We start from the raw sequence: 23841 nt of genomic DNA, 5'->3' as shown, positions 1-23841 counted from the left end.
GTGACCGCTCCCAACATGGCCGATCCTGATCTCATCGTCTCGGGCCGTCCGGTCTCGACCCATCTCAAGGACACCAGGACCCTCTCCCAGCGCATGGTCGGGCACTTCGTGAAGAACGTGGTGCCCTGCGGCACGCTACCCGGCGAGGCGCTCAGTGGCGACGTGACCGCGGTGACCCGGGTGTGTCTGGAACTGGCCGTGCGGATGCTGGATGGCAACGAGGTCGGCGAGGACATCGAGCGAGTCGGCGCCGCGGCCGCGGGCTGGGCGCGCGAGGGCATTCCGATCGACACCATCCAGCACGCCATCCACGAGGGCTTCAAACTCGGCTTCGATCTGATCCTGGCCAATGCCACCACGCAGGATCACGAGAGCCTGGTGAACGTGGCCCGCCGCTTCATGGACATCCTCGACACCATCATCGCGACGGTCTCGGTGGCGTACGTGAAGGAACTGCGCGCCGTGGTGAGCGAGCACCACACGGCCGTTCACACGCTGACCTCGGCACTGCTCGGCGGCAACAGCACCTCGACCATGGCCCGCGAATGCGGCATCCAAATCGCCGATTCCTACCACGTGCTCGCGCTCGCGGTGCCGCCGCACCGCGACGAACGGAACCCGACGCTGGACAGCAAGGTGGTCGCCCGCCGCAAGCTACGCAGGTTGCAGGCGGAGCTGGCCACCCGGTGCGGCGACAGCGCGCTCTCGCTGTTGAGCGTGGACGGCGGCACCATTCTCATCCCGACCTCCACCCTCGACGACCCGGAACTCGACGAGCTGGTCGCCCAATTGTCCAGGGCCGCTCAGGTTCCCGTGCGCGCCAGCGCCGTCGAGGCCACCCCGGAACGCATACCGCAGGCCGCCGATCAGGCGCACGAGCTGCTCGACATGGTGCACCGGATGCACAGCGTGTCGGGTCTGTATCGCTTCAACGACCTGGCGCTGGAATACCAGCTCACCCGGCCGGGCCCGGCGCGCGACTTCCTCGGCTCGCTGCTCGATCCGCTGGACGACTACCCCGAACTACTGGAAACCCTTCAGGTGCACATCAGCACGAACCTGAACCGGCAGCGCACCGCGCGGCTGCTGCACGTGCACACCAACACCGTCGACTACCGCCTCAAACGAATCGGCCAGCTCATCGCCTTCGACCCCACCCAGGCCTCGGGCCTGTGGTATCTGCGCTCGGCCTTGGTCGCCCGGGCACACCGCACCGGAGACGTGCCCCCGCCCGTCGGCTTCGGCGAGCCGGAAACCGGTGGCGGCGAACAGGAAGCCGTGGTGCACGACATCGCGGCGCCCCCGCGCGGACGACGCCCCTGACGTCGGGCCTGCGGCGCGCGAGCCCACGTGCCGCACGCCCGGCGGGCGGGTCAGCGAGGCACGGTCACGGGATCGGCGCAGCTGGCGAGCGCGTCCACGAACGAGCATTCCTTCGGCAGCCGCGTCGGCAGGTAGTCGGCCGGTACGCCGCCGTGGCTGGTGATGGCGCGGTAGGCGGCGACGGCGTCGGTGGGGCGCCTCGTCAGCGTCGGGTCGGTCAGCACGTCGACCGTGTAGAGGCCGAAACGGAGTGTGTAGGAGCCCCATTCGTAGTTGTCGGTCAGGCTCCAGTAGTTGTAGCCGATCAGATCGATGCCGTCGGCCTTGGCGCGCTGTAGCCAGTAGACGGTGTCACGCAGGTTGTCGGCGCGGCTGTAGGCGTCCCAGCGCGGCATGCCGTTCTCGGTGGGCATGCCGTTCTCCACGATGTAGAGTGGCTTGCCGGGAAACGCGCGCGAATAGTGTTGCAGCGCATAGTAGATGCCCTCGGGCTGCAACGGGTTCTTCCACAGCTCGGTGAAGTTCGTCATCCCCGTGAGGTTGTCGGGGGAGAGGCCGTAGTAGTAGTCGATGCCGACGTAGTCCAGCTTGGCGGCGATCTTGTCGATGAGCGGCTTGTTCACCGCGTCCTCGGCGGCGGGGATGTAGGCGACGTTGCTCGTCACCATGGCGCCCGGCTGCACCGCGTGGATGTGGTCGTAGATCGCGTTGTGCGCCCTGGCGATTCGGTCGTGCATGGCGGGCACGTCGGCGGGGCCGATGCCGCCGTGCCGAAGCTCGTTGAGCACGTACATCATCGGCTCGTTGAAGGTCACCCAGAGCGGGTCCGCCCCCGCGTACCGGTCGACCACCCGCCTGGCGTTGGCCAGCCAGTCCTCGACGATCGCAGGGTTGCGCCAGCCGCCGCGGTCGACCTCCCAGCCGGGGTAGACCCAGTGGTCGATGGTCAGCATCGGTCGCATACCCGCGTCGCGAATCGCCGCTATCACGTTGTCGTAGAAGCGGAATCCGGCTTCGTCCCACTCGCCGGGCCGCGGCTGGAGCCGCGCCCATTCGATGCCGATGCGATACACCCGCACGCCGAGCTGGGCGGCCAGCTCGATGTCCGAGCGGTAGCGGCTGTGGAAGTCGATGGCGTTCTCGTACGGGTCCTGGGTCTTGCCCGCCGCGACGTACCGCGACCAATTACTGTCCGGCGCATCGCCTTCCGACTGATATCCGGACGCGGCGACGCCCCACAGGAAGTCGCTGCCGAAGGGCTGCACCTGCGCTGGCGGAGCTGGGCGGGCGTACGCGGGCGCGTTACCGCCGACGACCAGCGCGGCGGTAGTGGCCGCGAGGGCGGCCAGGACGTGGCGGCGACTGGGGGATCGCATCGAACTCCTGTTCCGAATGGGTGGTCGGCGCTCGTGGACCTCCGGTGCCGGGTAGGGCACCGGGTCGGGTGAGACCACGGCGAACACTGTAACTGGTCGCCCGTCCGTATCGGGGGAGGATCGCGGAGTGCGGCAGGGCTTCCCGGTGGGGTAGGGGAGAAGCGGCTCGAGCGAGACGAGGGCCGGGGTAGGCGAGGCCGGTATCGGCGATCTCGGACTGCGCAAGGTCCCGCTGGTCGGACGGGTGAAGCGACTGAATGGTCTTGGTAATCAACATGCTGATACGTAGATATGCGCATCTAACTATGTAACCTCACTTTCACGAAATACAGCCACGACTCACGTACACCGAGAAGAAACCGAAAGTGCCCACTCACCAAGCTCTTACCGCAAGGGGCGGGCGATCACTCCGCGACGAGTGCGGTGGCGACGACGTACCCCTTGGGATCGCGCCAGGTGCGCCCGGGGTGATGGCCGAACCAGTCTTCGACGTCGGCGCTCAGATCGGCCAGTATCGCGTCGCGATCGGGGTGATCGCGTTCGATGCCGCGGCAACCGAAGATGGCTTCCGCGAAGCGAATCAGCGGCGCGGGGTTGTCGAAGACGAGCGCGTTGTCGCAGCGCTGGACGTGCACGGTCCCGAAGACGTCGGACATGAGCCGGGGCAAGCTCTCCGAATCCACGGTGCGCGGCGGCGCGGCGCCGGGCTCGATGCCGTAGCTCGCGGCGTGCGCGTCGACGAGTTCGCCGATGTACGGGCAGGTTTCGCGATGGTTGACGACGACCGCGACGGTGCCGCCTGGTTTCGTGGCGCGCCGGAATTCGTGTAGCGCGGCCGCCGGGTCCGGGACGTGGTAGAGCATGTGGCGTGCGGTGAGGACGTCGAAGCTGTTGTCGTCGAACGGGATATGGCGGGCGTCGGCGCGGACGCCGCGCACGCCGGGAACGGCCTGGGCGGCGGCGACCATGGCGGGGGAGGTGTCGATGCCGAGCAGCGGGCCGCGATGGCCGTACGCGACGAGCCGAGCGAGGAACCGGGCGTCACCGCAGCCGACGTCGGCGAGGTATTCCGCGCCGGAGAGGGCGAGTGCGGCGAGGACTTCGCCGCCCGGGTCGTGGGGTATCTCCGAGTAGCGCTCGTGGGTGTCGATCCGCACCCGTAGCGGTGTGGGATCGGCGTACTCGGCGTCGAGACGGCTGCTCATCGGTGCACGTCCTTCGGTCCGGTCGGCGGGTGGTGACGCTCCCTTCTGGCGGTGAGCGTACTCCGGGTGAAGGTGGCGACCCCGCGTTTTCCCGGGTGACTCGGCCGCCGATCAGCTCCGCGCGGACACCGTTGCCGAGTCCGGAGTGGCCTCGGGCGCGGCGCGGCCTCGTGATTCGTCGTCCAAAACGGACTCGCCGAGGCCGATCTTGCGCTGGATCCGCTGCATCCAGGCGGGCGCCCACCAGCACCTGTCGCCGAGCAGTTTCATGACCGCGGGGACCAGCAGCATGCGCAGGATCGTGGCGTCGATGAACAGGGCGGCGATCATGCCGTAGGCGATGTACTGCATCATCACGAGGTCGGAGAACGCGAACGCGCCGGTCACCACCAGCAAGATGAGTGCGGCGGCGGTGATGATCGCGCCGGTGTGCGCGGTGCCGACGCGGATCGCCTGGGTGGTGTCGGCGCCCTTGGCCTTCGCTTCGACCATGCGCGACAGCAGGAAAACCTCGTAGTCGGTGGACAGTCCGTAGACGATGGCGATGATGAGCACCAGCACCGGGGACATGATCGGCTGCGGGGTGAAGTTGAGCAGCTCAGCGCCGTGGCCGTCGATGAAGATCCAGGTGAGGATGCCGAGCGTGGAGCCGAGGCCGAGTGCGCTCATCAGCGCGGCCTTGATCGGCAGGACGAGTGAGCCGAAGGTCAGGAACATCAGCAGCGTGGTGACGAGCACGACCGCGGCGATCATGTACGGCATGCGTTCGAGCAGGGTGTCGATGCTGTCCTCTTGGATGGCGGGCTGGCCGCCGACGAGGAGGGTGAGTCCGTCGGGCACGTCGAGTGCGCGGAGGTAGTCGATCGTCGGGCCCGCGTTGTCGGAATCGGCGAGGGTGGCGCGCATGCGATAGAGGTCGGTGCGGCCTGGTGCGGAGGCGGGCACGCTGAATTCGCTTGCGAGCCCGGGTGCTTGGTTGACCTGGCGGTAGAGCGCGCCGATGGCGGCGCGGTCGTCGGAGACGACGATGAGCTGGAGCGGGTCGGGCTGGCGTTTGGGGAACAGTTCGTCGAAGTGCTGCTGGGCGAGGCGGGTGGAGTTGTCCGGTGGCAGGTAGGTCTCGCTCATGCCGCCGAAGGCGAGGTTCTGCATCGGGATGATGAGCAGGCAGAGTCCGAGGACGAGCGGGACGGCGACGCGCAGCGGCTTGCGCATCACCCAGTCGGTGGTGCGGCCCCAGAATCCGTTCTCGATCTCGGTGGCGGTCTTGGTTCGGCGGAATCGGCTGAGGCCGAGGCTGTCCACGCGCGGTCCGAGGATGCCGAGAGCGGCGGGCAGGATGGTGATCGCGGTGAGCGCGGCGAGCAGGACGGTGGCGATCGCGCCGTAGGCGAGGGATTTGAGGAATCCTTGCGGGAAGATCAGTAGTCCGCCGAGGCTGGCGACGATCATGGTCGCGGAGAAGACGACGGTGCGGCCCGCCGTGCTGACGGTGCGCCGGACGGCGGTGCGGGTGTCGTGGCCCGCGGCGAGTTCTTCGCGGAAGCGGCTGACGATGAACAGGCCGTAGTCGATGGCGAGGCCGACGCCGATCATCGAGACGACGCCGGTGACGAAGGAGTTGACCTCGGTGAAGTTGGTGAATATCCGCATGATGCCGTTGGCGCCGGTGACGGTGAGCGCGCCGATGGCCAGCGGTAGTGCGGCGGCGACGAGTCCGCCGAAGACGAAGAACAGCAGGACGGCGACGACCGGTAATGCGACGACCTCCATGCGGTGCACGTCGTCGGTGAGGGTGTCGGTGAGGGTGCCCGCGATGGGTTGGAGTCCGGCGACTTGGACGTCGACACCGGGAATGGGGAAGTCGTTCTTGACCTTTCGGTAGTTGCGCACCATTTCGGTGTCGTCGTCGCCGCGGATGGCGATGAGGACGAAGGCGTGGCGGCGGTCGTCTCCGGCGAAGAGGGGGCCGCTGGCCTTACCGGTTTCGGTGGCCCAGTAGGCGCCGTTGATGCCGGTGATCTCGTCGGGGTGGTCGCGGGTGAGGTTGTCGAGGTGGTCGACGACGGTACGGCTGAGGTCGGGGTCGTCGACGGTTTTGCCGTTGGGGGCGGTGATGAGCAGGACGACGTCGGATTCGTGGTCGCGGCCCCATGCTTCGTCGGCGAGGCGGCTCGCTCGGGCGGATTCGGCGGTGGGGTCTTCCAATCCGCTGGAGCTGAGGTGGTTTTCGATGCCGATGCCGTAGCCCGCGAGTGCGAGCAGTCCGGCGATGACGATGCCGAGTACGCCGAATCGGTATCGGTGGACGAGTTCCCCCCATCGCGCGAACATCAGCGGTCTCCGCGGGGGCAGGGGTGGGCGTGGGTGGCCGGTTTCGGTCGGTGTGCCGATCCTGCTGTGCGGAAGACCAAGGGGCCGTGTCCTTTCCGTGGGGTTCGCCGGGGTTTCTGGCATCAAAAGTACAGACGTTGTTGAAATGTCGACGTTTAACTATTGAATTCATGGGTCAGCGGTTCGCACATCTGTGCGGCGATGCCGGAGTTCTGGTGTCGTAGGAGGCGTGTGCGGTGTGAATTGGACCGCTTCGGCGTTCGCGGGCGGACGCGGCCGCCGCGACGTGGCACCATGCGGTTATGGTCTCCAATCCGTTGCCGACTCTCGCCAGGCGCCTCGCGCAGCAGCGGTGGGTGATGCGTACGGCGCCGCTGGTGCTGCCGCTGGAGCGGTTCATCCGGTGGGTGACTCGCGGGCGGTTCGGCGTGCTCGATCTGGTGGGCCTGCCGTCGATCGAAGTCACGGTGGCCGGACGCAAGACCGGGGTGCCGCGCACCACGTCGCTGCTGTATGTGCCGCGCGGCGCGGACTTCCTGGTGATCGGGTCGAACTGGGGCAGTGCGAAGCATCCGGTGTGGTCGGCGAACCTGCGTGCGGCCAGTGTCGCGACGGTCGGGCATCGGGGCCAGCGTTTCCCGGTGCGGGTCACCGAGATCACCGGCGTCGAGCGCAAGCGCGTCTGGGATCTGGCCGTGGAGTTCTGGCCCGGCTACGAGATGGAGTACGAGCTCTCCGGCGGCCGCGAGTTCCGGATCTTCGAACTGCGCCGGGAGTGAGCGCGATCAGCCGAGGGCGGATCGCACGGCCGTGGAGAAGGCGGAGACGGCGGGATGCCGGCCCGCGCCCGCGCGGCACGCGATGGTCGTGGTGCGGGCGATCGGAAGCCGGACGAGGCGCACACCGGGTGGGGGTTCGGTGGCGCTGAGTTCGGGGACGAGGGCGACGCCGTGTCCGGCGGCGACGAAGGCCAGCACGGTGCTGAAGTCGTCGACCTGGTGGTGGACGCGCGGGGTGAATCCCGCGGCTTGGCAGGCGCGGAGGGTCATGGTGTGGCAGCGGGTGCCCGCGGTGGCCACGATCCAGGGTGCGTCGCGCCAGGTGTCGAGGGTGGCGCCGGGGGTCGCGGTGTCGGCGGCGAGGAACATGGCTTCGCGGTAGAGCGGTTCGGTGTGCACGCCGGGTTCGGGCGGGAACGGGACCAGGTCGTAGTCGTGGACGAGGGCGACGTCGAGTTCCCCGGCGCGCAGCGCGGCGGCGACGCGGGCCGGATCGAGTTCGGTGACACGGGGTTCCAGGCCGGGGTGGGCGGTGGCGAGCCTGGTGAGGGTGTCGGGGATGAAGGCCTGGGTGGCGCTGGGAAAGGCGCCGATGCGCAGCGGTCCGGTCAGTCCGGCTCTGGCGTCGGCGAGGTCGGCCTCGGCCTCTTCGAGCCGGGCGAGCACCGCGTCGGCGTGTGCGACGAGGGTGTGTCCGGCCGGGGTGAGCGTGACGCGGCGTCCGGTGCGTTCCAGCAGGGCGACGCCCGCTTCGCGTTCCAGCGCGGTGAGTTGCTGGGAGACCGCGGAGGGGGTGAACGCGAGCGCCTCGGCGACGGCGGCGATGGTGCCGCGCCGGGCGAGTTCCCGCAGCAGCCGCAGCCTGCGCACGTCGAGCATCAGTTCAGCTTACGTTCGGCAGCACAAATGCGAACTGGTTCTTAATCTCTTGGTGCGGCACGCTGGCGGTATGCACCGATTCCAAGGAATTTTCGTACCGCTGGTCACGCCGTTCACCGACGACGGCGCCGTCGCGTGGGACGCGCTGGAATCGCTGGCGCGCGGCGTGCTGGACGCGGGCGCGGCGGGACTGGTGGCGTTGGGCACGACCGCCGAGGCGGCGACGCTGGACGCCGTGGAACGGCGCGGTGTGATCGAGGTGTGCGCCAGGGTGTGCGCGGCGACGGGTGCGCCGTTGATCGTCGGGGCGGGCGGCAACGACACCCGCGCCAGCCTCGCCGGGCTGGTGGAGCTGGCGGCGTGGCCGCAGGTGACCGCGGCGTTGGTGCCGGTGCCGTACTACACGCGGCCTTCCGAGGCCGGGGTCGTCGCGCACTACGCTCACCTCGCGGCGAGTTCGCCGGTGCCGCTGATCGTTTACCACATTCCCTATCGGACCGGTCGTTCGTTGAGTGCGAGCACACTGCGGGAGATCGCGGCCTTGGACGGCGTCGTCGGTGTGAAGTACGCGGTCGGCGGTGTGGACACCGACGCGGTCGAGTTGCTCGCCGATCCGCCCGCGGATTTCGCGGTGCTCGCCGGGGACGACGCGTTCCTCTCGCCGCTGCTCGCGCTGGGCGCGGCGGGCGGCATCGTGGCGACCGCGCAGCTGGCGCCAGCGCGTTTCGTCGCCCTCGAAAATGCTTGGCGCATCGGGGACCTCGCGTCGGCGCGGGCGATCGGCGCGGAGCTGGCCGGGGTGGCGGTGACGGCGTTCGCCGAGCCGAATCCGACGGTGATCAAGGGCGTGCTGCACGCGCTGGGACGCATTCCGAGCCCGGCGGTGCGGTTGCCGCTGTTGCCCGCCGCGGCGGATTCGGTGGATCGGGCGCTGGGGGCGCTGGGCGCGGTGCCCGTGGTCGCCCGGTAGACCAGGTCAGCGTCGGGCGGTGCCACTGGTGTGCGGGAGGCCTAGGCGTTCCCCGTCGCTGGAGATAGCCGATTGCTATTCTGGCGTAGTCCGGTGTGGCAACCGCACGAGCGGAGGGCGTTGTGCACGATCGTCGCGGCGCGTTACAGGAGTACTTGTTGCGGACCCAGCCCCGGACCGTCGATCGAGGGCGGATGACGATCGTGGAGCGTGAGCTCGCCCGCGTGGCGCGCGCGGGCATTCCGGGCGCCGTTGTCGAATTCGGTTGTTACCGAGGCGGAATGACCGCGTGGCTGCGGGCGGTGCTGGACTCCGTAGGCGCGGATCCGCCGGTGCACGCCTACGACTCGTTTCGCGGGCTGCCCGCGCCGGGTCGCCACGACAGCGCCTATCTGGCCGAGGGCGAGTTCGCGGCCTCGGTCGGCGAGGTGGTGAACCTGCACGAGCGGTTCGGCCTGCGCCGCCCGCACGTGCACGCGGGCTGGTTCGCCCACACCGTGCCCGAACAGTTGCCCGCCCGGATCTCCTTCGCCTACTTGGACGGCGATCGCTACGAGTCGACGCTGCTGTGTCTGCGTGCGTGTCTGCCGCGGCTGGCGCCGGGCGCGATTCTGGTCATCGACGACTACGCCGACCCCGCGTCACCGCCCGATCGCGCCGTCGCGCAACCCAAAGCGCCGGGCGTCATGAAAGCGTGCGAGGACGTCTTCGGCACACCGCTGGCGGTCAGCGTGGTCTCCGCGGACCCGACCTGGACGCTGGGCGTCTACCGGCACGCGATCCCGCCGACCGTCTCCGCGGCGGCCGCGTCGAACGAAACCGTGCGCTGAGTCAGATCGGTGTCGCCATCGCGGCGCGCAGCCGTTCCGCGAGCTCGAAGGAGATCCGTTCCACCCCAATGATTCTGCCGCAGCGGATTACCAGGTGAGGACGGGTTTGACGGTGCGGCCGTCGCGTTGGTGCTCGAGTGCGGTGTCGATTTGGATGTGCGGGTAGTCGACCACGAGCCGATCGATCGGGAAACGGCCCGCGGCATGGAGTTCGAGCAGGTGTGGGATGAAGGTGTGCGGGTCGGCGTCGCCCTCGAGGCAACCGCGGATCGTCTTGCCGCCCAGGACGATATCGCGCACGTCGATGTCGGGAACGCCCGTGCCGAGTCCGACCGCCACCACCGTGCCGCCGGTCGTCAGTGCCGATACCGCTTCGGTGAGGACGCCGGGATGTCCGGTGGTGTCCAGGGCGTGAGTCGCACCGCCGCCGGTGGTTTCGCGGACGGCGGTGGCGGTGTCGTCGGTCGTCGGATCCAGTGCGGCGGTGGCGCCGAGGTCGAGTGCCAGTGCGCGGCGGGCGGGGTTCGGCTCGACGACGACGATGCGCTCCACACCGGCCGCGCGTGCGGCGAGCAGGCCCGCCATCCCGACCGCGCCCGCGCCGTAGACGACGAACTGGGCGTCGGATGCGGGTCGCAGGGCGTTGAGCACCGCGCCCGCGCCGGTCTGGAATCCGCACCCGAGCGGCGCGGCGACGACCGGATCGGTCGCGGGATCGATGACGACGGTGTTGTCCGGGGTGGTCAGCGCGTAGCCCGCGAAGCTGGACTGCCCGAAGAATCCGTCCCGCACCGGCGTCCCGGCCGCGGTGACGCGCGGTGCGCGGTCCTCGCGAGAGCCGAACTGGTTCAACGTGATCGACCGATGGCAGTAGGCGGGTCGGCCGCCGCGGCAGTTGGCGCAGCGTCCGCAATGCCGGAAGGTCAGTACGACGTGGTCGCCCGGGCGCACGGTGGTGACCTCGGCGCCGACCGCCTCGACCACACCGGCGCCTTCGTGCCCGAGCAACAGCGGCCGGTCCGGTCCGCCCGCGGCGCGGGTGACGAGGTCGGTATGGCAGATGCCGACCGCCCGCACCCGGACCAGGATCTCCCCGGCGCGCGGCGCGTCGATCTGCACGGCTTCCACGGAGAACGGCGCGGACGGATCGCGGGACAGGACCGCGGAGGTGGTCAGCACGCGGTGACCCGTTCGAGCAGGAAGTAGAAGTGCGCGCCGTCGGCGAGCACGAGGTCCGGGCGGCCGTTCATGATGCCGAGCAGCGTCGAGTCGTCGAGCGGCTTGAAATGATCGAACACCGGCTTGCCGTCGTAGACCATCGTCGCGGTCACCTCGCCGCGGAACTCGACGTTCCACAGCGACGCCTCGCCGTCGCCGAGTTCCTTGTTCGAGTACAGCGAGCCGTCCTCGGCGCGGCAGATCAGCGGCTCGGCGTGGGTCAGCGAGCGAAATCGCTTGCCGTACCAGCGGCTCGCGGGCAGCGCGCGGCACAGCGGATGGCCGGTCTGGAACGCGGCGCCGCGCCAGTCGCCGAGGATCTGTTCGGCCCGTACGGTCGGCAGACCCGCCCACAGCTCGTCCAGTGCTTGGGTCGAGACCCCGGATTCTCGTGCGGCCAGATCCCGCCAGGACGCAGTGCTCATCGTCGGTCGCCTTTCCGAAGTTGCAGAACCATCTGGTTCGCGAACCATATCCCGAACCAAATGGTTCGGCAATATAGGATTCCGGGCATGCGCGCAGCAGGCCACGCCACCAGGGACCGAATCCTCGCCGCGGCCAAGGAGGAATTCGCCCGCTACGGGGTCGCCGGTGCGCGGATCAACCGCATCGCGACCGCCGCGCGCGCCAGCAAGGACCGGCTCTACGCGTACTTCGCGAGCAAGGACGAGCTCTACGCGGCGGTCACCGAACAGTGGGCGGGCCAGACCACCGACGAGACTGCGCTCGACGCGGCGGACCTGCCGGGATACGCGGGCCGCCTGTTCGATCACTATCTGCGACACCCGGAGAACGCCCGCTTGCAAACCTGGGCCGAGATCGAACACATCCGCATTCCCGAGGCCGAGGACGCGGTGCGCCGGGTGATCGCCACCAAGATCGGCGAAATCGAACGCGGACAGCGCGAGGGTCTGATCACCACCGACTTCCAGCCCGTCACGCTCGTCGTCATGCTCACCGATCTGGTTCGCACCGCCGCCGTGCATGCCGCGCGGGTCGCGGAACCGCACAGCATCGCCGAACGCCGCGCCGCGGTGGTTTCGGCCGCGCGGCGTCTGGCCGCCCCGTGACGCCCGGTCCGCTGCGAATGCTGGGTGTTTGCCAGGAAGCGCGAATGGGCGCAGGCGAGCGGGCGTAGACTCGCCGGATCGCTCCGTGAACATCCACTGCGAGGTGATGTCACATGGTCGACACGGAAGTGCTCGTCGTCGGTGCCGGTCCGGTCGGACTGACCGCGGCCATCGAATTGGCTCGGCGCGGGGTGCGGTGCCGGATCATCGACGCGGCCGTCGAACCGCCGCGCTACGCCAAAGCGGTCGGTATTCAGCCACGCACGCTCGAGGTATTCGAGGGCATGGGTGTGCTGCGCCAGGTGCTCGACTCGTCGATCCTGCTGCGCGGCCAGATCGTCTACGTCAACGGCGCCGCGGTCGAGCGCGTGGCGTTGACGCTGCCCGCCGACGTCCCGTACCGGTTCGTCGGGCTGCCGCAATACGAGACCGAACGGATTCTGCGCAAACGTCTGGCGACCACCGGCACGCGCATCGAGTGCGGCACCTCGCTCACCCATCTCGAGCAGGACGACTCCGGCGTGCACGTGGTGCTCACCGACGAGAAGGGTGAGCGCCGGGTGCAGGCGCAGTATCTGATCGGTTGCGACGGCGCGCACAGCCTCGTGCGCAAGGCGTTGGGACTCGGGTTCGACGGCGCGGCGTTCGCCGAGCAGTACATGCTCGGCGATGTCGAACTGGACTGGTCGATGCCGCGCGGGTACAGCATCCGATCGATGCACCGGACCGACGGCGTCACCGACGATCTGCTGGTGTGCATCCCGCTGCCGGGCAAGCGCCGGTACCGGGTATCGATGCTGGTGCCGGAGGAACTCGCGACGGCGCCGAGCACCGGCGAGGCGGTCGAGCACGGCTTCGAAGGAGCTCATGCGCCCGAGCTGCACCACATCCAAGCGGTGCTGGACCGGCTGGCGCCCGAACCGGTCACCGCGTCGAGCCTGCGCTGGTCGTCGGTGTTCCGCATCAGTCATCGCATCGTCGATTCCTATTCGCGCGGAAGGGTTTTCGTCGCGGGGGATGCCGCGCACATTCATCCGCCCACGGGTGCGCAGGGCATGAACACCGGCATCCAGGACGCGCACAATCTCGCCTGGAAGCTCGCTCTGACCCTCGGCGGCATCGGCGCGGGTGATCTCCTCGCCAGCTACGACGCCGAGCGCAGACCGGTCGGGCAGGAAGTCGTCGGCCGCACCGTGCGCAGCGCGCGCGAAGGCATCGGCGCGGGGGAGACCGATCCGGACTACGTCATCCGCAGGGAAGCCCAACTGCTGATCGACTACTCCGAAAGCCCGCTGATCAGCCACGCACCCGACGACCAGCCCGGCCCGCGCCCCGGATGCCGCGCCCCCGACGCGGCCGGTCTGACCCGAGACGCCGTCGCCTACCCGATCCGGCTGTTCTCCCTGCTCGGCCGCACCGACCACACCGTGCTGCTCTACCTCGACGAAGCGGCGGGCCCCGAGTCGTCCGCCACCGTGTGCGCCCTCACCGACGCCGCGCGCCGCGCCACCCACGGAAAAGTCGACCTCTATTTGATCACCGCCCCCACCGCCGACCCCGACACCTCGGTGCTGCCGGTCATCCGCGACCGCGACGGCGCCTTCGCCCGCGCCTACGGCGCAAAAGGGTTGGCCGCCTACGTCATCCGGCCCGACGGCTACCTCGGCTTCGCCGAACACGACCCCACCCCGGAAGACCTGACGAAACACTTCGCGCAGATCTTCCGCTGAACCGCCCGCGAAACCTGGGCGCCGCGAGGTCGCGTGATCGGCCCAATCGGTCAGTGCTCGAAGACGTTCACCTCGCCGGGCTCGGTCTCGAGCGCCTCGCGGTCGAATATCAGCAGGGCGAGGAAGAACGCCCCACCCGCGAGAAGTAGACCGGCCACGATCAGCACCGGGACCACCGCGTCTTCGGGCGTCACCAGCACGAACAGCGCGACGGCCGACCACAGCAGCGCGGCGATCGCGACGGGAAGTTCGAAGCGGCCTAGATCGAAGGCGCCCTTCCTGCGGTCCAATCGTTTGCGCACCGTCAGGTAGAGAACGATCGTCGAGCCGTAGATGAGGGCGGGCAGGATCGTCGACGCGGTGATCAGCTCCAGCAGCGCGTCGCCGGGCAGCGCGACCATCAAGACGACACCCAGGCAGAAGATCAGGATCGTCGCCGGGACCGGCGTGCGCGTGCGCGGGTCGACCCGCCGCATCAGCCGGTGAGCGGGAAAGCGTGCGTCGCGCGACATCGCGAAAACGAGCCGCGAGCAGGCGGCCATCACCACCATCCCGGCGCCGAAGAACGAGAAGGTGATGGCGACGAGCAGGATGCGTTCCATCACCGGACCGAGCTGGTCGCGCATGATCGCCGCGACCGGCGAACCGCTCGCGCTGATCTTCGGGATGTCATCGATCGCGACGGTGAGCGCGACCACGAACAGCAGCCCCAGCACCCCGGCCGCCACGACCGACCCCACGATCGCGCGAGGGACGCTGCGATAAGGATCCTTGGCCTCCTCGGCCAGGTTCGCCGCGGCGTCGAAACCGACGAGCGTGCCCAACCCCATGATCATCGCGATCATCAGGCCACCGCCGACGGCGAAATAGTCGGAGGCGTTCTCGGTGACACCGCGCGAGGTCAGGTTGTCGGTCGTGCCGTTGCCGGTGACCGCCACGGCCACGACGAGCGCGATCGCCACCACCACGACCAGCACCAGCTCCAAGCCCACCGCGGACGCGTTGATCATGCTCACGATGCGCGTCGAAGCGATGGCCAGCACCGCCTGAAGGAGCAGCACCGCCAGCGTGATCAGGCGCGCGGTGCCCTCGTCCGGCCGCATGCCCAGCAGTGGCATGAACGCTTCGCTGGCCAGCGCGTTGTCCACCGCCACCACGGCCACCGCCAGATAACAGAAGGTCAGCCAACCGAACCCCCACCCGATCTTCGGGTTGGCCAACCGCGAAGCCCACTGATACGACGAGCCGCTCAGCGGAATGCGCGCGGCGAACTGCGCCACCACCAAGGCCACCAGCGCCTGGCCCACCGCGGCCGCGATCCACAACCAGATCCCGACCGGTCCCGCGTTCTGGAGCACGTCGTCGTAGGTCGCGAAGATGCCGACCGCCACCGAGATGAACGCGAACGAGATCGCGAAGACCTGAAACGAGCCCAGCGTCCGTTTCAGCTCCTGCCGATAGCCCCCGGCCTCCACCGAACTCTCGCCGGTCCCCGCGGGCATGCTGGCGTCCGCCACCTCGATCACCTCACTTCTCTCGGAAGGAGTCCCGCCGAACCGAGGGTCGACGGGGCGAATGGTCGTCCGAATCTCGCTGGTGATGTCGTGCTCGGGATACGAGTGAAACCCTATTCGCGTGCGCTCGGCTTCGGGGAATTTCCAGGCCGGCCCTCGCGTGGTGGATCGACGACCCGATCGCGAAACCGATCGGACGCCCTTTTTCCGTGAGCTGTCGGTGCCGCGGTGGTGTCATGAGTAAACTGCGAGGTTGCGCATGGTTTTGAGCGGGGGTCGGCACTAGCACGGGATCGAGTCATGCAAACCCACACCGACGAAATCGCCGACGGCATCTATCGCATCTCCACCTACATTCCGGAGATCGGACCGACCGGATTCACCTTCAATCAGTTCTTCGTCGACGCCGACGAACCGCTGCTGTTCCACACCGGCATGCGGGCGCTGTTTCCGCTGGTGTCCGCGGCGGTCGCGCGGATCCGGCCGGTCGAGCAGCTGCGCTGGATCACCTTCGGTCATGTGGAGGCCGACGAATGCGGGGCGATGAATCACTTCCTCGCGGCCGCACCGCATGCGCAGGTGGCGCACGGCGTAGTCGGGTGCCTGGTCTCCATCGAGGATATGGCCGACCGGCCGCCGCGACGGCTCCTCGACGGCGAGGTGATCGACCTGGGCGACCGGCGGGTTCAGCATTTCGACACCCCGCACGCGCCACACAATTGGGAGGCGCGGGTGCTGTACGAGCAGACCACCGGCGTGCTGTTCTGCGGTGACTTGATGACGCAACTGGGCAACGGTCCCGCCTTGACCGACGCCGATCTGGTGGAACCGGCGACGGTCGCCGAGGACGTCTTCCACGCGACCTCTCTCGGACCCGCCGTGCCCGCCGCCTTGCATAGGCTGGCGCAGTTGCGGCCGACCACGTTGGCGATCATGCACGGTTCGAGCTTCAGCGGGGACTGCGCGACAGCGTTACGTGACCTCGCGACGGTCTACGAGGATCGGCTGAACGAGCAAGCCCCAGGCGGCGGATCCACTGACTGAATTGTTCAGGTAATAGGAACTCGTTTCGTGCCGATGGGAGTGGTGAAGGCACGATTCCGGGTGATGGTGACCGCAGGGCTGCTGCTCGACAGCAAGCCGCCGGTGTCGGCACATACCTCGAGGCGTGTTCGTGGGACGTGATCGTGCGAGAAGGGGTGAGGACGCGCCTCGCCCTCATAGAGCAGCAGCCGATACCATTGCGCACCAATGCTTTCCGCTGCCGAGCGTGCACGGGCAGTCGTCACCGGCGCGCCAACAGATCTACAGGTGCGTCGGTAGTGTGAGCCGCATTTGGAATTCCACGCGCGCGTCATCGGGGGAAATAGCACCCGCGACGCCGGTGCGGCGGAAACCGTGGCGCTGGTAGAGGCGTTCGGCGGCGGTGTTGCCGTCGGAGACCTCGAGGTGGATACCGAGGTGGCCGGTGGCGGCGGCCCAGTCGATGACCGAGCGGACAAGCAGGTCGGCCACGCCGGTCCCACGAGCTTCGGGTGCCACCCACATCGAGATCAAATGTGCCACAGCCTTTTCCGCGACCGCACCGACGGTGCCGAGATCGTGATCGCCCGCAGTGGCGAGGAACTGGGTGCGGGCCGCGAGCAACTCACGCCAATCCTGATCGGTGCGGGCCTGCGCCCAGGCAAGGGTGGAACCGAAGGTACGGCGCCTGGAAGCCGCCGATCTTCGGCTCGAGCAGTTCGGCCAGCCGCAGCGGGGTGCGGTCCTCGAACATCGGACCGATGAGCTGCACTCCCACCGGCAGGCCCTCGGGTGAGCGGCCCGCGGGTATGGCGGTGGCGGGCAGGCCGGGCATAGTCGCCAGACCGGCCCAGACGAGCTGGTCGAAGTACGGGTACTCGACGCCGTCGATGTCGATTCGGCGTCCCAGCAGATCAGGGTCGTGGTCGTGCGGGAACGCGGGAGTCGGCGTGATCGGACACACCACGGCATCGAACTCGGCGAACAGCTGCCGCCAGCCGTGGCGATGCAGTTCGCGACGGTTGTACGCCGCCAGCCAGTCGCGGTGGCTGAAGACCATCGCGCGCAACTGGGCCGCGCCCAGACTCTGGTCGTCCGCGCTCAGTTCGCCTGCGCGGCTGCGCAGCTGCTCGTACTCGTCGACGGGAAAGTACGCGATGGAGCCCGAAAACAGCAACTGCATGAAGAGCGTCCCGGCTTCGGCCATATCGGGCAGCAGCGGACTGTGCCGTTCGACGCGGGCGCCGCCGTCGGCGAGCGCGTCGGCCACCCGGTTCACCCCTTCCCGCACAGCGGATCCGGTCGGAATGAGCGGATGTTCATCGAGGATCAGAACACGGAAGTCGCCGAGCCGCTCATGGCGCGTGGGCGGCAGGCTCGAGTCGTACGCGACGCCGTGCGTCAGCGGATCAGGTCCGGCCATCACATCGAGCAGGAGCGTGAGGTCGCGGGGGGTGCGCGCCATCGGACCGACGACGGCGAGGTCGAGATCGGTCGGCAGTGCCGGCGCGGGCGGCGTGACCATGCCACGGGTCGCCGCCAGCCCGATTGTCGGCTTGTGCGCGTAGACCCCGCAGAAATGGGCGGGCGTGCGCAGCGAACCGGCCATGTCGGAGCCGATGGACAGCGCGCCGAATCCGCACGCCAGAGCTGCCGCCGATCCGCCGGAGGAACCACCCGCCGTGCGACCGTGATCCCACGGATTGTTGGTGGTGCCGTAGATCTCGTTGAAGCTTTGGATATCTTGCAGCCCGAGCGGCACATTGGTCTTGCCGAGCACAACGGCGCCCGCGGCCTCGAGCCGCGACACCTGGACCGCATCCTCGGCTGGTACGTAGTTCCGGTGCTGCGGCATGCCCCAGGTCGTGGGCAACCCAGCCATGTTGTAGGACTCCTTGACGGTCACCGGAATACCGAGCAACGGCCGGTCCTGGCCGCGGGCGCGGGCCCGATCGGCCCGGTGTGCGGCGGCCCGCGCACGGTCGAAGTCCGGCACACAGATCGCGTTGATCACCTTGTCGTCCCGCTCGATACGGGCGATCGCTTCGTCGGTCACTTCCACCGAGGTAACCTCACCGGCGCGCAAGGCAGCTGAAAGCTTCTCGGCCGAAGACAGATTCAAATCCATGAATTCGACGGTATCGGTCTGCCGCAGTGGACATAGAATGTCGCTCCGCGCAAACGGGAAAGTCGAACGGGTGACCGTCAGTTCGAATCAACGCAGTCGTTCGGTCATATCTCCCAGGTCGCGGTGTCGGCAGAGCCGAACCCGATTGCCGCAGGCCATGAACTGCTGTTTCGCACAATGGGACAGATCTCACCATCGGTGCCGTGTTCACCTTCGGCCGCAGAGGGTGCGACCCAACCACCGGTCGTGGCGGCGTGCGGCGAGATCGATACCTGTCCCGAAAATTCAGGAGACGTGCCCATGAGGCATATGGACCCCGTGCACGGACGCAAACTGCAATCCGTTCCCAAAAACTGGGAAGTAGCGGGATGCCGGAATTATTCGAGGTAGGACGCGATTGCTTCGCAGTCGTCGAGCGATCCACCGCAGCGTTCGTGGGCTGGCTTGCCCTGCAACCACCGGACGACGGCAGTGTCACCGAGGTGGAACTCGGCTACCGGCTCGCAGCATCGGTCTAGGGGCCGGGGCTACGTCTCCGAGGCAGCGCGGGCGCTGATCCGGAAAGGGATTCACCGAACTCGCCGTGAAGCGAGTGTGGGCCCAGACCATGGCGGTCGACATCGCGTCTCGCCGCGTCATGAAAGTCCGGCCTCACCGACGTCCGGACCTTCCACCAGCACTTCGACGACCCACTGCCCGGCACCGAACACGGCGAGGTCGAATACGAACTACGCCAAGCTGACTGGAGGCCAGAATCATCGGGATACGCACCCTAGTGGTGGGCCACCCAACCAGAAACTGGCAGGCTGAAATGTCCAAGTCCCGGACAGGCAGGTTATTCGCCCGCATGTGTGGTGGATCGTCTAGACTCGTATACACGGCTACCGGTCCGGGATGTCTTTCCCTGATGCGGACGCGGCGTGTCAATTCGCGTCACCGCTTTCTCCTCTCTGTTTCGGATGAAACTCCTACGGTAAGGAGCGGTACATGACTGCACGATTCACGACGATCGATGAGCCGACTCTCCAGGACAAGGTCACGTACCAGCTGTGCGAGTACGCGAATCTGGTCAACACCATCAGCAAAGAAGACAACGACCTGGAGGGCACGCTCTATCAGAAGGTCCAGCAGTATCTCGACGCCAACGAGGAGATCATCGGGGGGTGGGAGATCGTCTGGGGTCCGGGAGTAGCGCTGTCCGACACCGACTTGTACGCGGTCAACGCCCTGTACATGGTGCGAAGCACCGAGGATCGCTCCCGGTACGTGATCGCCATGGCCGGCAGCAGCGACGCACTGGTGTTCGACTGGCTGGTCGAGGACTCCTTCATTCTCCAGACGCCGTGGTTCGCGAATAGCGCCGCCTGGCACACGATCGGCACGGCCATCGGGGTGAAAACTCTCCTCGGTATCAGACCCTCCGGCCTCCGTCCCGGTGCCGGTCACACCTTGCCCGAGTTCCTGAGCGCGCTCGACGACAAGGCGATCGACCTGACCGTCACCGGCCACAGCCTCGGCGGTGCCCTGTCACCCACGCTGGCCCTGTTCCTACGCGACACAATGGCTATGGGACAATTCCGAGAAAGCCAAGATCAGCGTGCTCTCGACCGCCGGACCGAGTTTCTGCAATCAGGAATTCGTCAACTACACCACCCAACGCCTGCAACGAGTGCAGCGCTACGCCAACGACCTCGACGTCGTCCCGCACATGTGGAACCCGCCCGACATCGATGGCGCCAAGGCTCTCTACTCCAAGAACAACCAGCCTGCTCCTAGTGGTATGGAAGTTGTGTTCGACCTGCTCGAGGCGCAGGCGTCCGTGTCAGGCCAATATGCACACTTCGAACCCACCAGCGGCGTGTTCCAAGGAACGTTCAACAATGAGATAAATCAAACGCAAGGCTCGACGCCAGACGATTTGTACTGGAGCCAGGTCGGCTACCAGCACATAGGCGGCTACCATGGGTTCTTCGAAATCAAAGGCGTGCAGTGGCCGCAGGGCGTCGTAGCCCTCCCGCCGGTCGGCAGTGACACTGTCATGGGCCGTATCCGGGCGGCGGCCGGTCTACCGCTCGGCGACGGTGCTGGAAAGGTACTGGCGAACCGCCGGCCGGTGACCGTCCCGATCAACGGGCAACCCGTAAAGCTGCCCACCGATCACAACAGCCCCGAAGCCAGGGCACTCGTGGAGCGCGTCACCGCCGAATTCGACCCCACCTCCGCATGAACTGACGCCCCGGGTCCCGCACTCGGTGGCACGCGCTTCAACCCGCTACAGCGCGAAAGCGCTCGAACGGCGCAGGACGTGGCGGTCGATTCCGGCGGGCAGCTCGGCGACAACAGATCAGTCGACGAGGTCCAGCGTCGGCCTCGGCAGTCGGCCGCCACGACTAGGCCGTGTCTCCCAATGACTTCAGCCATTCGATGATGAGAGCCAGGACGAATCCGGCTCGGTAGGTGATCGCGGGCTTGTCATAGCGGGTGGCCACCGCGCGCCAGTGCTTGGCTCTGTTGAAGGCACGTTCGACGACGTTGCGCCGTTTGTAGGTCTCGATGTCGAAGCTCGGTGCCCGGCCACCGGCGCGGCCCTTGCGTTTGCGATTGGGCGACCTGATCGTGGCGTTCAGGAATCACGGTTTGGATGCCGTTGCGGCGCAGCAGAGTTCGGTTCGATTCGATGCTGCGGAATAGGCGCGGACGGCGATCACCACATCGGGATCGCGTCGGGGTGGGCCGCCATCGAGGCGGGGCACCGCGACCGCGTCGAGCAGCGGCGGGGGCATCATGCATGGCATTGACGATGGCTCATACCGATTGTCACCACGGTGACCGAGCCTTCCGGGGCGCCCTCGGGCCAGCCGGTGGCTGAAGCCCTGTGCAGCGGACCGGGCGTTCTCGTCGGCGATACCGGGGCGACCGCGCCGCCAGCAGCCAGCACACCAACGGAATGACAAAGACCAGTCGTTCCACGCGGCCAGCATAAGCCGCAGCAGCATTCGACCGTCCCTCACGGATCACAGGCCGAGTTTGGTTACGGCGTTGTCCTCCAACGGATTCGCGGTGCGGATGTAACCGTGCACGGTGCGCGGGTTGGACCAGCGTCCCTGGCGCATGATCTCGCGGTCGCTGGCGCCGCCGAGGGCGGCCTGGGTGGCGAAGCCGGCGCGTAAGGAGTGTCCGGAGAAGAGGTTCGGGTCGAGGCCTGCGCGGGCGGCGTAGCGTTTCACGAGTTCGGCGACGGCGCGACCCGACATCGGGCGGTCGCCGATGCCGCCGTGGCGGGTGATGGTCGGGAACAGCGGCAGGTCCGGGTGCTGGGCGAGGGGTGTGCCGGTGAAGCCGTGGCAGCGATGGATGCGTGGGTCGGGTGGGGGTGCGGCGCACTGGTCGCGTAAGGCGAGTGGCCCTGCGGCCGTGTAAATTTCGAGGAGTTGGACCCAGGCGGCGTAGGCGCAGACCGGGCAGGTGTGGGGACGTTGCCCGCGGGGTAGGGCGACGCGCTGTTCGGCGGCGCCGGTCGGATCGGTCTTGGTGGTCGGCAGGTGTACGAGCAGGACCGGTTCACCGGTCGCGTGATCCACGCTCACCCGGACGTCGGCGACGCGCAGGGCGGCCAGCTCGCTACGGCGCAACGCGCCCGCGAAACCGATCAGCAAGACCAGTGCGTCGCGACGGCGGGCGGGTTCGGCGGGCCAGCCGGGTTCGGGCAGACCGGCGAGCAACTGATCGAGGGTGTGCAGCAGGATCGGACGCTTGCGCGAGGGCGGCGTGCGGCGGGTGCGCCTGATACCCCGCAGCGTCAGACGGACCACGTCGGAGCGGGTGGGGGAGGGCAGTCCATTGGCGGCGTGCACCGCCGCGATCGCCGCCGACTTGCGCTCGAGCGTGGCCGGGCCGAACGCCCACTCTCCGTTCGGGCGTCGCGCGTCGGCGGCGGCCGCCAGATAGACCGCGACATCGAGCGCGTCGGCCGGAAGCGCCTGGCGCCCCTCGGCCGCGCACCATCCGGCCCACGCGATCCAATCGGCGCGATAGGCGCGCACCGTGTTCGCCGATTGCGAGGCCTCCAGATACCGGCGCAGCGAACCGGCCTGGACATCGTCGAAACGTTCGCGCACCAACCGCAACGCCGCCGCGTCGACGAGCACACTGCGCACACCGCGGCGCAACTCGCTGCGCACCACCTCCGGCAGCGCGACGACACTGTCCTCCTTCACGCGCCACCACGCAGAACAGATTGCCGCCGACCGAAATTCATCGCCCCAGCCTATGCGCTGCCCGTGCCTCCGCAATGCACCTGGTACATCGTGGCGCGACGGGTTTCGCGGAGCATCGACACGGCTCGCGCAAGCCACACCGTCGGGAACTGTTCGACGCCTCTGCTACGGACACCGAGGTGGGAATTGTCGGGCGTGGTCAGAGGTTGTGCACGCGGAGAACTGTGCAGCCGCCCGAACGGATGTCGGGCCGGAAGGGATGCGGGTATGAAGTTCGCGGTCAGTTACAGCAGCGCCCATTTCGGGACCGATCCGGATCGGATCGTCGCCCACGCCCGCCACGCGGAGGCATGCGGATTCGAAGGCCTGTACCTGCCCGAACACCTGGTCCTCTATCCGGGCGCGCGACTGCACAACTTCGAGGTCCCGCCGACGTTGCCGTTCCTCGACCCGCTCGACACCCTCGCCTACGTCGCCGCGGCGACCGACCGGCTCCTGCTCGGCACCGGTGTGCTGCTGCTGCCGTACCGGCACCCGGTGGTGCTCGCCAAGCAGCTGGCGACCATCGACGTGCTGTCCAAGGGCCGAATGCGTTTGCTGACAGTGGGATTGGGCGTCGTCCCCGAGGAGGCCGCGGCGACGGGCGTCGACTTCCGCGCCCGCGGGCGACGCGCCGACGAAGCGATCGATGTGTTGCGGCTGCTGTGGGCGGGCGGTGCGGAGGGCGTCAGCTTCCACGGAGAGTTCTTCACCTTCGACAACCTCGTGCAGTACCCCAAGCCCTACAACGCGTCGACGCTTCCCATCCACATCGGCGGATCGAGCAAGGCGGCCGCGCGCCGGGTCGGCCTGCGCGGCGACGGATACTTCGCCGGTGGCGCGCTGGTCCCCCAGGAGCGAACGACGCAATGGGAACTCGCGCGCTCGACGGCCGAGGAAGCCGGAAGAGACCCGGACGCACTCGAATACACCCGATGGAGCGGCATCGACATGACCGACGAACGCCTCGCCGCCTTCGCCGCACAAGGCGTCACTCGGGTGGTCGTCAGCGCCACCGCCTCGGACCCCGCCGAGCAACTCGACGAATTGTCACGCTTCGCCGAACGATTCATCGCCACCCGAAGCTGAACCGGACGCCATCGCTAGGTCCTGCCAAAAGACCTGCACCACAACGGATTCCCGCGGTGGACGCTGCAAGCGAGCGCCCGCCGCGGTGACGGCCTCGAACTCGCGCGACGGCTGGGC

19 protein-coding genes and 1 pseudogene are annotated in these 23841 nt (G+C 68.0%); 10 read left to right on the top strand and 10 right to left on the bottom strand.

Features of this window, described 5'->3' with window-relative positions; genetic code table 11:
* On the top strand, positions 1-1323 hold the full coding sequence (locus T333_RS27195; RefSeq protein WP_496426279.1) for a PucR family transcriptional regulator: 1323 nt from the start codon (positions 1-3) through the stop codon (positions 1321-1323).
* A 50-nt stretch (positions 1324-1373) separates the two neighbouring features.
* On the opposite strand, the gene T333_RS27190 is transcribed toward T333_RS27195, so the two are convergent.
* From T333_RS27190 to T333_RS27180, 3 genes are all read right to left on the bottom strand, one after another.
* Complete coding sequence (locus tag T333_RS27190; protein ID WP_496426278.1) at positions 1374-2699, bottom strand: family 1 glycosylhydrolase; 1326 nt, start codon at positions 2697-2699, stop codon at positions 1374-1376.
* A 404-nt stretch (positions 2700-3103) separates the two neighbouring features.
* Complete coding sequence (locus T333_RS27185; RefSeq protein WP_355003476.1) at positions 3104-3904, bottom strand: class I SAM-dependent methyltransferase; 801 nt, start codon at positions 3902-3904, stop codon at positions 3104-3106.
* A gap of 111 nt (positions 3905-4015) precedes the next feature.
* Complete coding sequence (locus tag T333_RS27180) at positions 4016-6238, bottom strand: MMPL family transporter (RefSeq protein WP_496426277.1); 2223 nt, start codon at positions 6236-6238, stop codon at positions 4016-4018.
* 302 nt (positions 6239-6540) lie between these two features.
* On the opposite strand from T333_RS27180, the gene T333_RS27175 reads away from it, so the two are divergent.
* The gene (locus T333_RS27175; protein ID WP_355003475.1) at positions 6541-7017 is read left to right on the top strand and encodes a nitroreductase family deazaflavin-dependent oxidoreductase; all 477 of its coding nucleotides are present in this window, start codon (positions 6541-6543) and stop codon (positions 7015-7017) included.
* A 6-nt stretch (positions 7018-7023) separates the two neighbouring features.
* On the opposite strand, the gene T333_RS27170 is transcribed toward T333_RS27175, so the two are convergent.
* Positions 7024-7896 carry a LysR family transcriptional regulator gene (locus tag T333_RS27170; RefSeq protein WP_496426276.1) on the bottom strand — a complete coding sequence of 291 codons (873 nt, stop codon included), beginning with the start codon at positions 7894-7896 and terminating at the stop codon, positions 7024-7026.
* Between the two features lie 70 nt (positions 7897-7966).
* Here T333_RS27170 and T333_RS27165 point away from each other — a divergent pair, with 70 nt between their 5' ends.
* Together T333_RS27165 and T333_RS27160 are read left to right on the top strand one after the other, a co-directional pair.
* Positions 7967-8866 (top strand): 4-hydroxy-tetrahydrodipicolinate synthase family protein, encoded by a 900-nt coding sequence (locus tag T333_RS27165; RefSeq protein WP_496426275.1) that lies wholly within the window; start codon positions 7967-7969, stop codon positions 8864-8866.
* A gap of 95 nt (positions 8867-8961) precedes the next feature.
* On the top strand, positions 8962-9696 hold the full coding sequence (locus T333_RS27160; RefSeq protein WP_496426274.1) for a TylF/MycF/NovP-related O-methyltransferase: 735 nt from the start codon (positions 8962-8964) through the stop codon (positions 9694-9696).
* An 87-nt stretch (positions 9697-9783) separates the two neighbouring features.
* Here T333_RS27160 and T333_RS27155 read toward each other — a convergent pair whose 3' ends face one another.
* Complete coding sequence (locus T333_RS27155; protein ID WP_496426403.1) at positions 9784-10872, bottom strand: NAD(P)-dependent alcohol dehydrogenase; 1089 nt, start codon at positions 10870-10872, stop codon at positions 9784-9786.
* A complete protein-coding gene (locus T333_RS27150; protein ID WP_357246970.1) occupies positions 10869-11339 on the bottom strand; it encodes a DUF4334 domain-containing protein in 471 nt (156 codons plus the stop codon). The genes T333_RS27155 and T333_RS27150 overlap by 4 nt, the downstream gene beginning before the upstream one ends.
* Positions 11340-11426: 87 nt before the next feature.
* On the opposite strand from T333_RS27150, the gene T333_RS27145 reads away from it, so the two are divergent.
* Together T333_RS27145 and T333_RS27140 are read left to right on the top strand one after the other, a co-directional pair.
* Complete coding sequence (locus tag T333_RS27145; RefSeq protein ID WP_357246973.1) at positions 11427-11984, top strand: TetR family transcriptional regulator; 558 nt, start codon at positions 11427-11429, stop codon at positions 11982-11984.
* Positions 11985-12097: 113 nt separating this feature from the next.
* A complete protein-coding gene (locus T333_RS27140) occupies positions 12098-13714 on the top strand; it encodes an FAD-dependent monooxygenase (RefSeq protein WP_496426273.1) in 1617 nt (538 codons plus the stop codon).
* Between the two features lie 50 nt (positions 13715-13764).
* Here the strand turns inward: T333_RS27140 and T333_RS27135 are convergent, their stop codons facing one another.
* Entirely contained in the window at positions 13765-15216 is a 1452-nt protein-coding gene (locus T333_RS27135; RefSeq protein WP_496426402.1) for an APC family permease, read from the bottom strand.
* A 312-nt stretch (positions 15217-15528) separates the two neighbouring features.
* Between T333_RS27135 and T333_RS27130 the strand changes: the two genes are divergently transcribed.
* Positions 15529-16272 carry an oxygen-binding di-iron domain-containing protein gene (locus tag T333_RS27130; RefSeq protein WP_496426272.1) on the top strand — a complete coding sequence of 248 codons (744 nt, stop codon included), beginning with the start codon at positions 15529-15531 and terminating at the stop codon, positions 16270-16272.
* A 261-nt stretch (positions 16273-16533) separates the two neighbouring features.
* Here the strand turns inward: T333_RS27130 and T333_RS27125 are convergent.
* Positions 16534-16917, bottom strand: a pseudogene (locus T333_RS27125) (GNAT family N-acetyltransferase); the annotation flags it as partial.
* Positions 16877-18379 carry an amidase gene (locus T333_RS27120; RefSeq protein WP_496426271.1) on the bottom strand — a complete coding sequence of 501 codons (1503 nt, stop codon included), beginning with the start codon at positions 18377-18379 and terminating at the stop codon, positions 16877-16879. The pseudogene T333_RS27125 and the gene T333_RS27120, both read right to left, overlap by 41 nt.
* A 987-nt stretch (positions 18380-19366) precedes the next feature.
* Between T333_RS27120 and T333_RS27115 the strand changes: the two genes are divergently transcribed.
* Both T333_RS27115 and T333_RS27110 read left to right on the top strand, forming a co-directional pair.
* Positions 19367-20155 (top strand): hypothetical protein, encoded by a 789-nt coding sequence (locus T333_RS27115; RefSeq protein ID WP_357246987.1) that lies wholly within the window; start codon positions 19367-19369, stop codon positions 20153-20155.
* A 4-nt stretch (positions 20156-20159) separates the two neighbouring features.
* Entirely contained in the window at positions 20160-20606 is a 447-nt protein-coding gene (locus tag T333_RS27110) for a hypothetical protein (RefSeq protein WP_496426270.1), read from the top strand.
* 787 nt (positions 20607-21393) lie between these two features.
* Here the strand turns inward: T333_RS27110 and T333_RS27105 are convergent.
* Entirely contained in the window at positions 21394-22596 is a 1203-nt protein-coding gene (locus T333_RS27105) for a site-specific integrase (RefSeq protein WP_496426269.1), read from the bottom strand.
* A gap of 267 nt (positions 22597-22863) precedes the next feature.
* Here T333_RS27105 and T333_RS27100 point away from each other — a divergent pair, with 267 nt between their 5' ends.
* Positions 22864-23724 (top strand): TIGR03619 family F420-dependent LLM class oxidoreductase, encoded by an 861-nt coding sequence (locus tag T333_RS27100; RefSeq protein WP_496426268.1) that lies wholly within the window; start codon positions 22864-22866, stop codon positions 23722-23724.
* Positions 23725-23841: the final 117 nt, after the last annotated feature.

It is taken from the genome of Nocardia sp. CNS-044 (assembly GCF_059570515.1).
The sequence above is the reverse complement of the archived record's forward strand: the minus strand, read 5'-3'. Positions and strand labels throughout refer to the sequence as shown.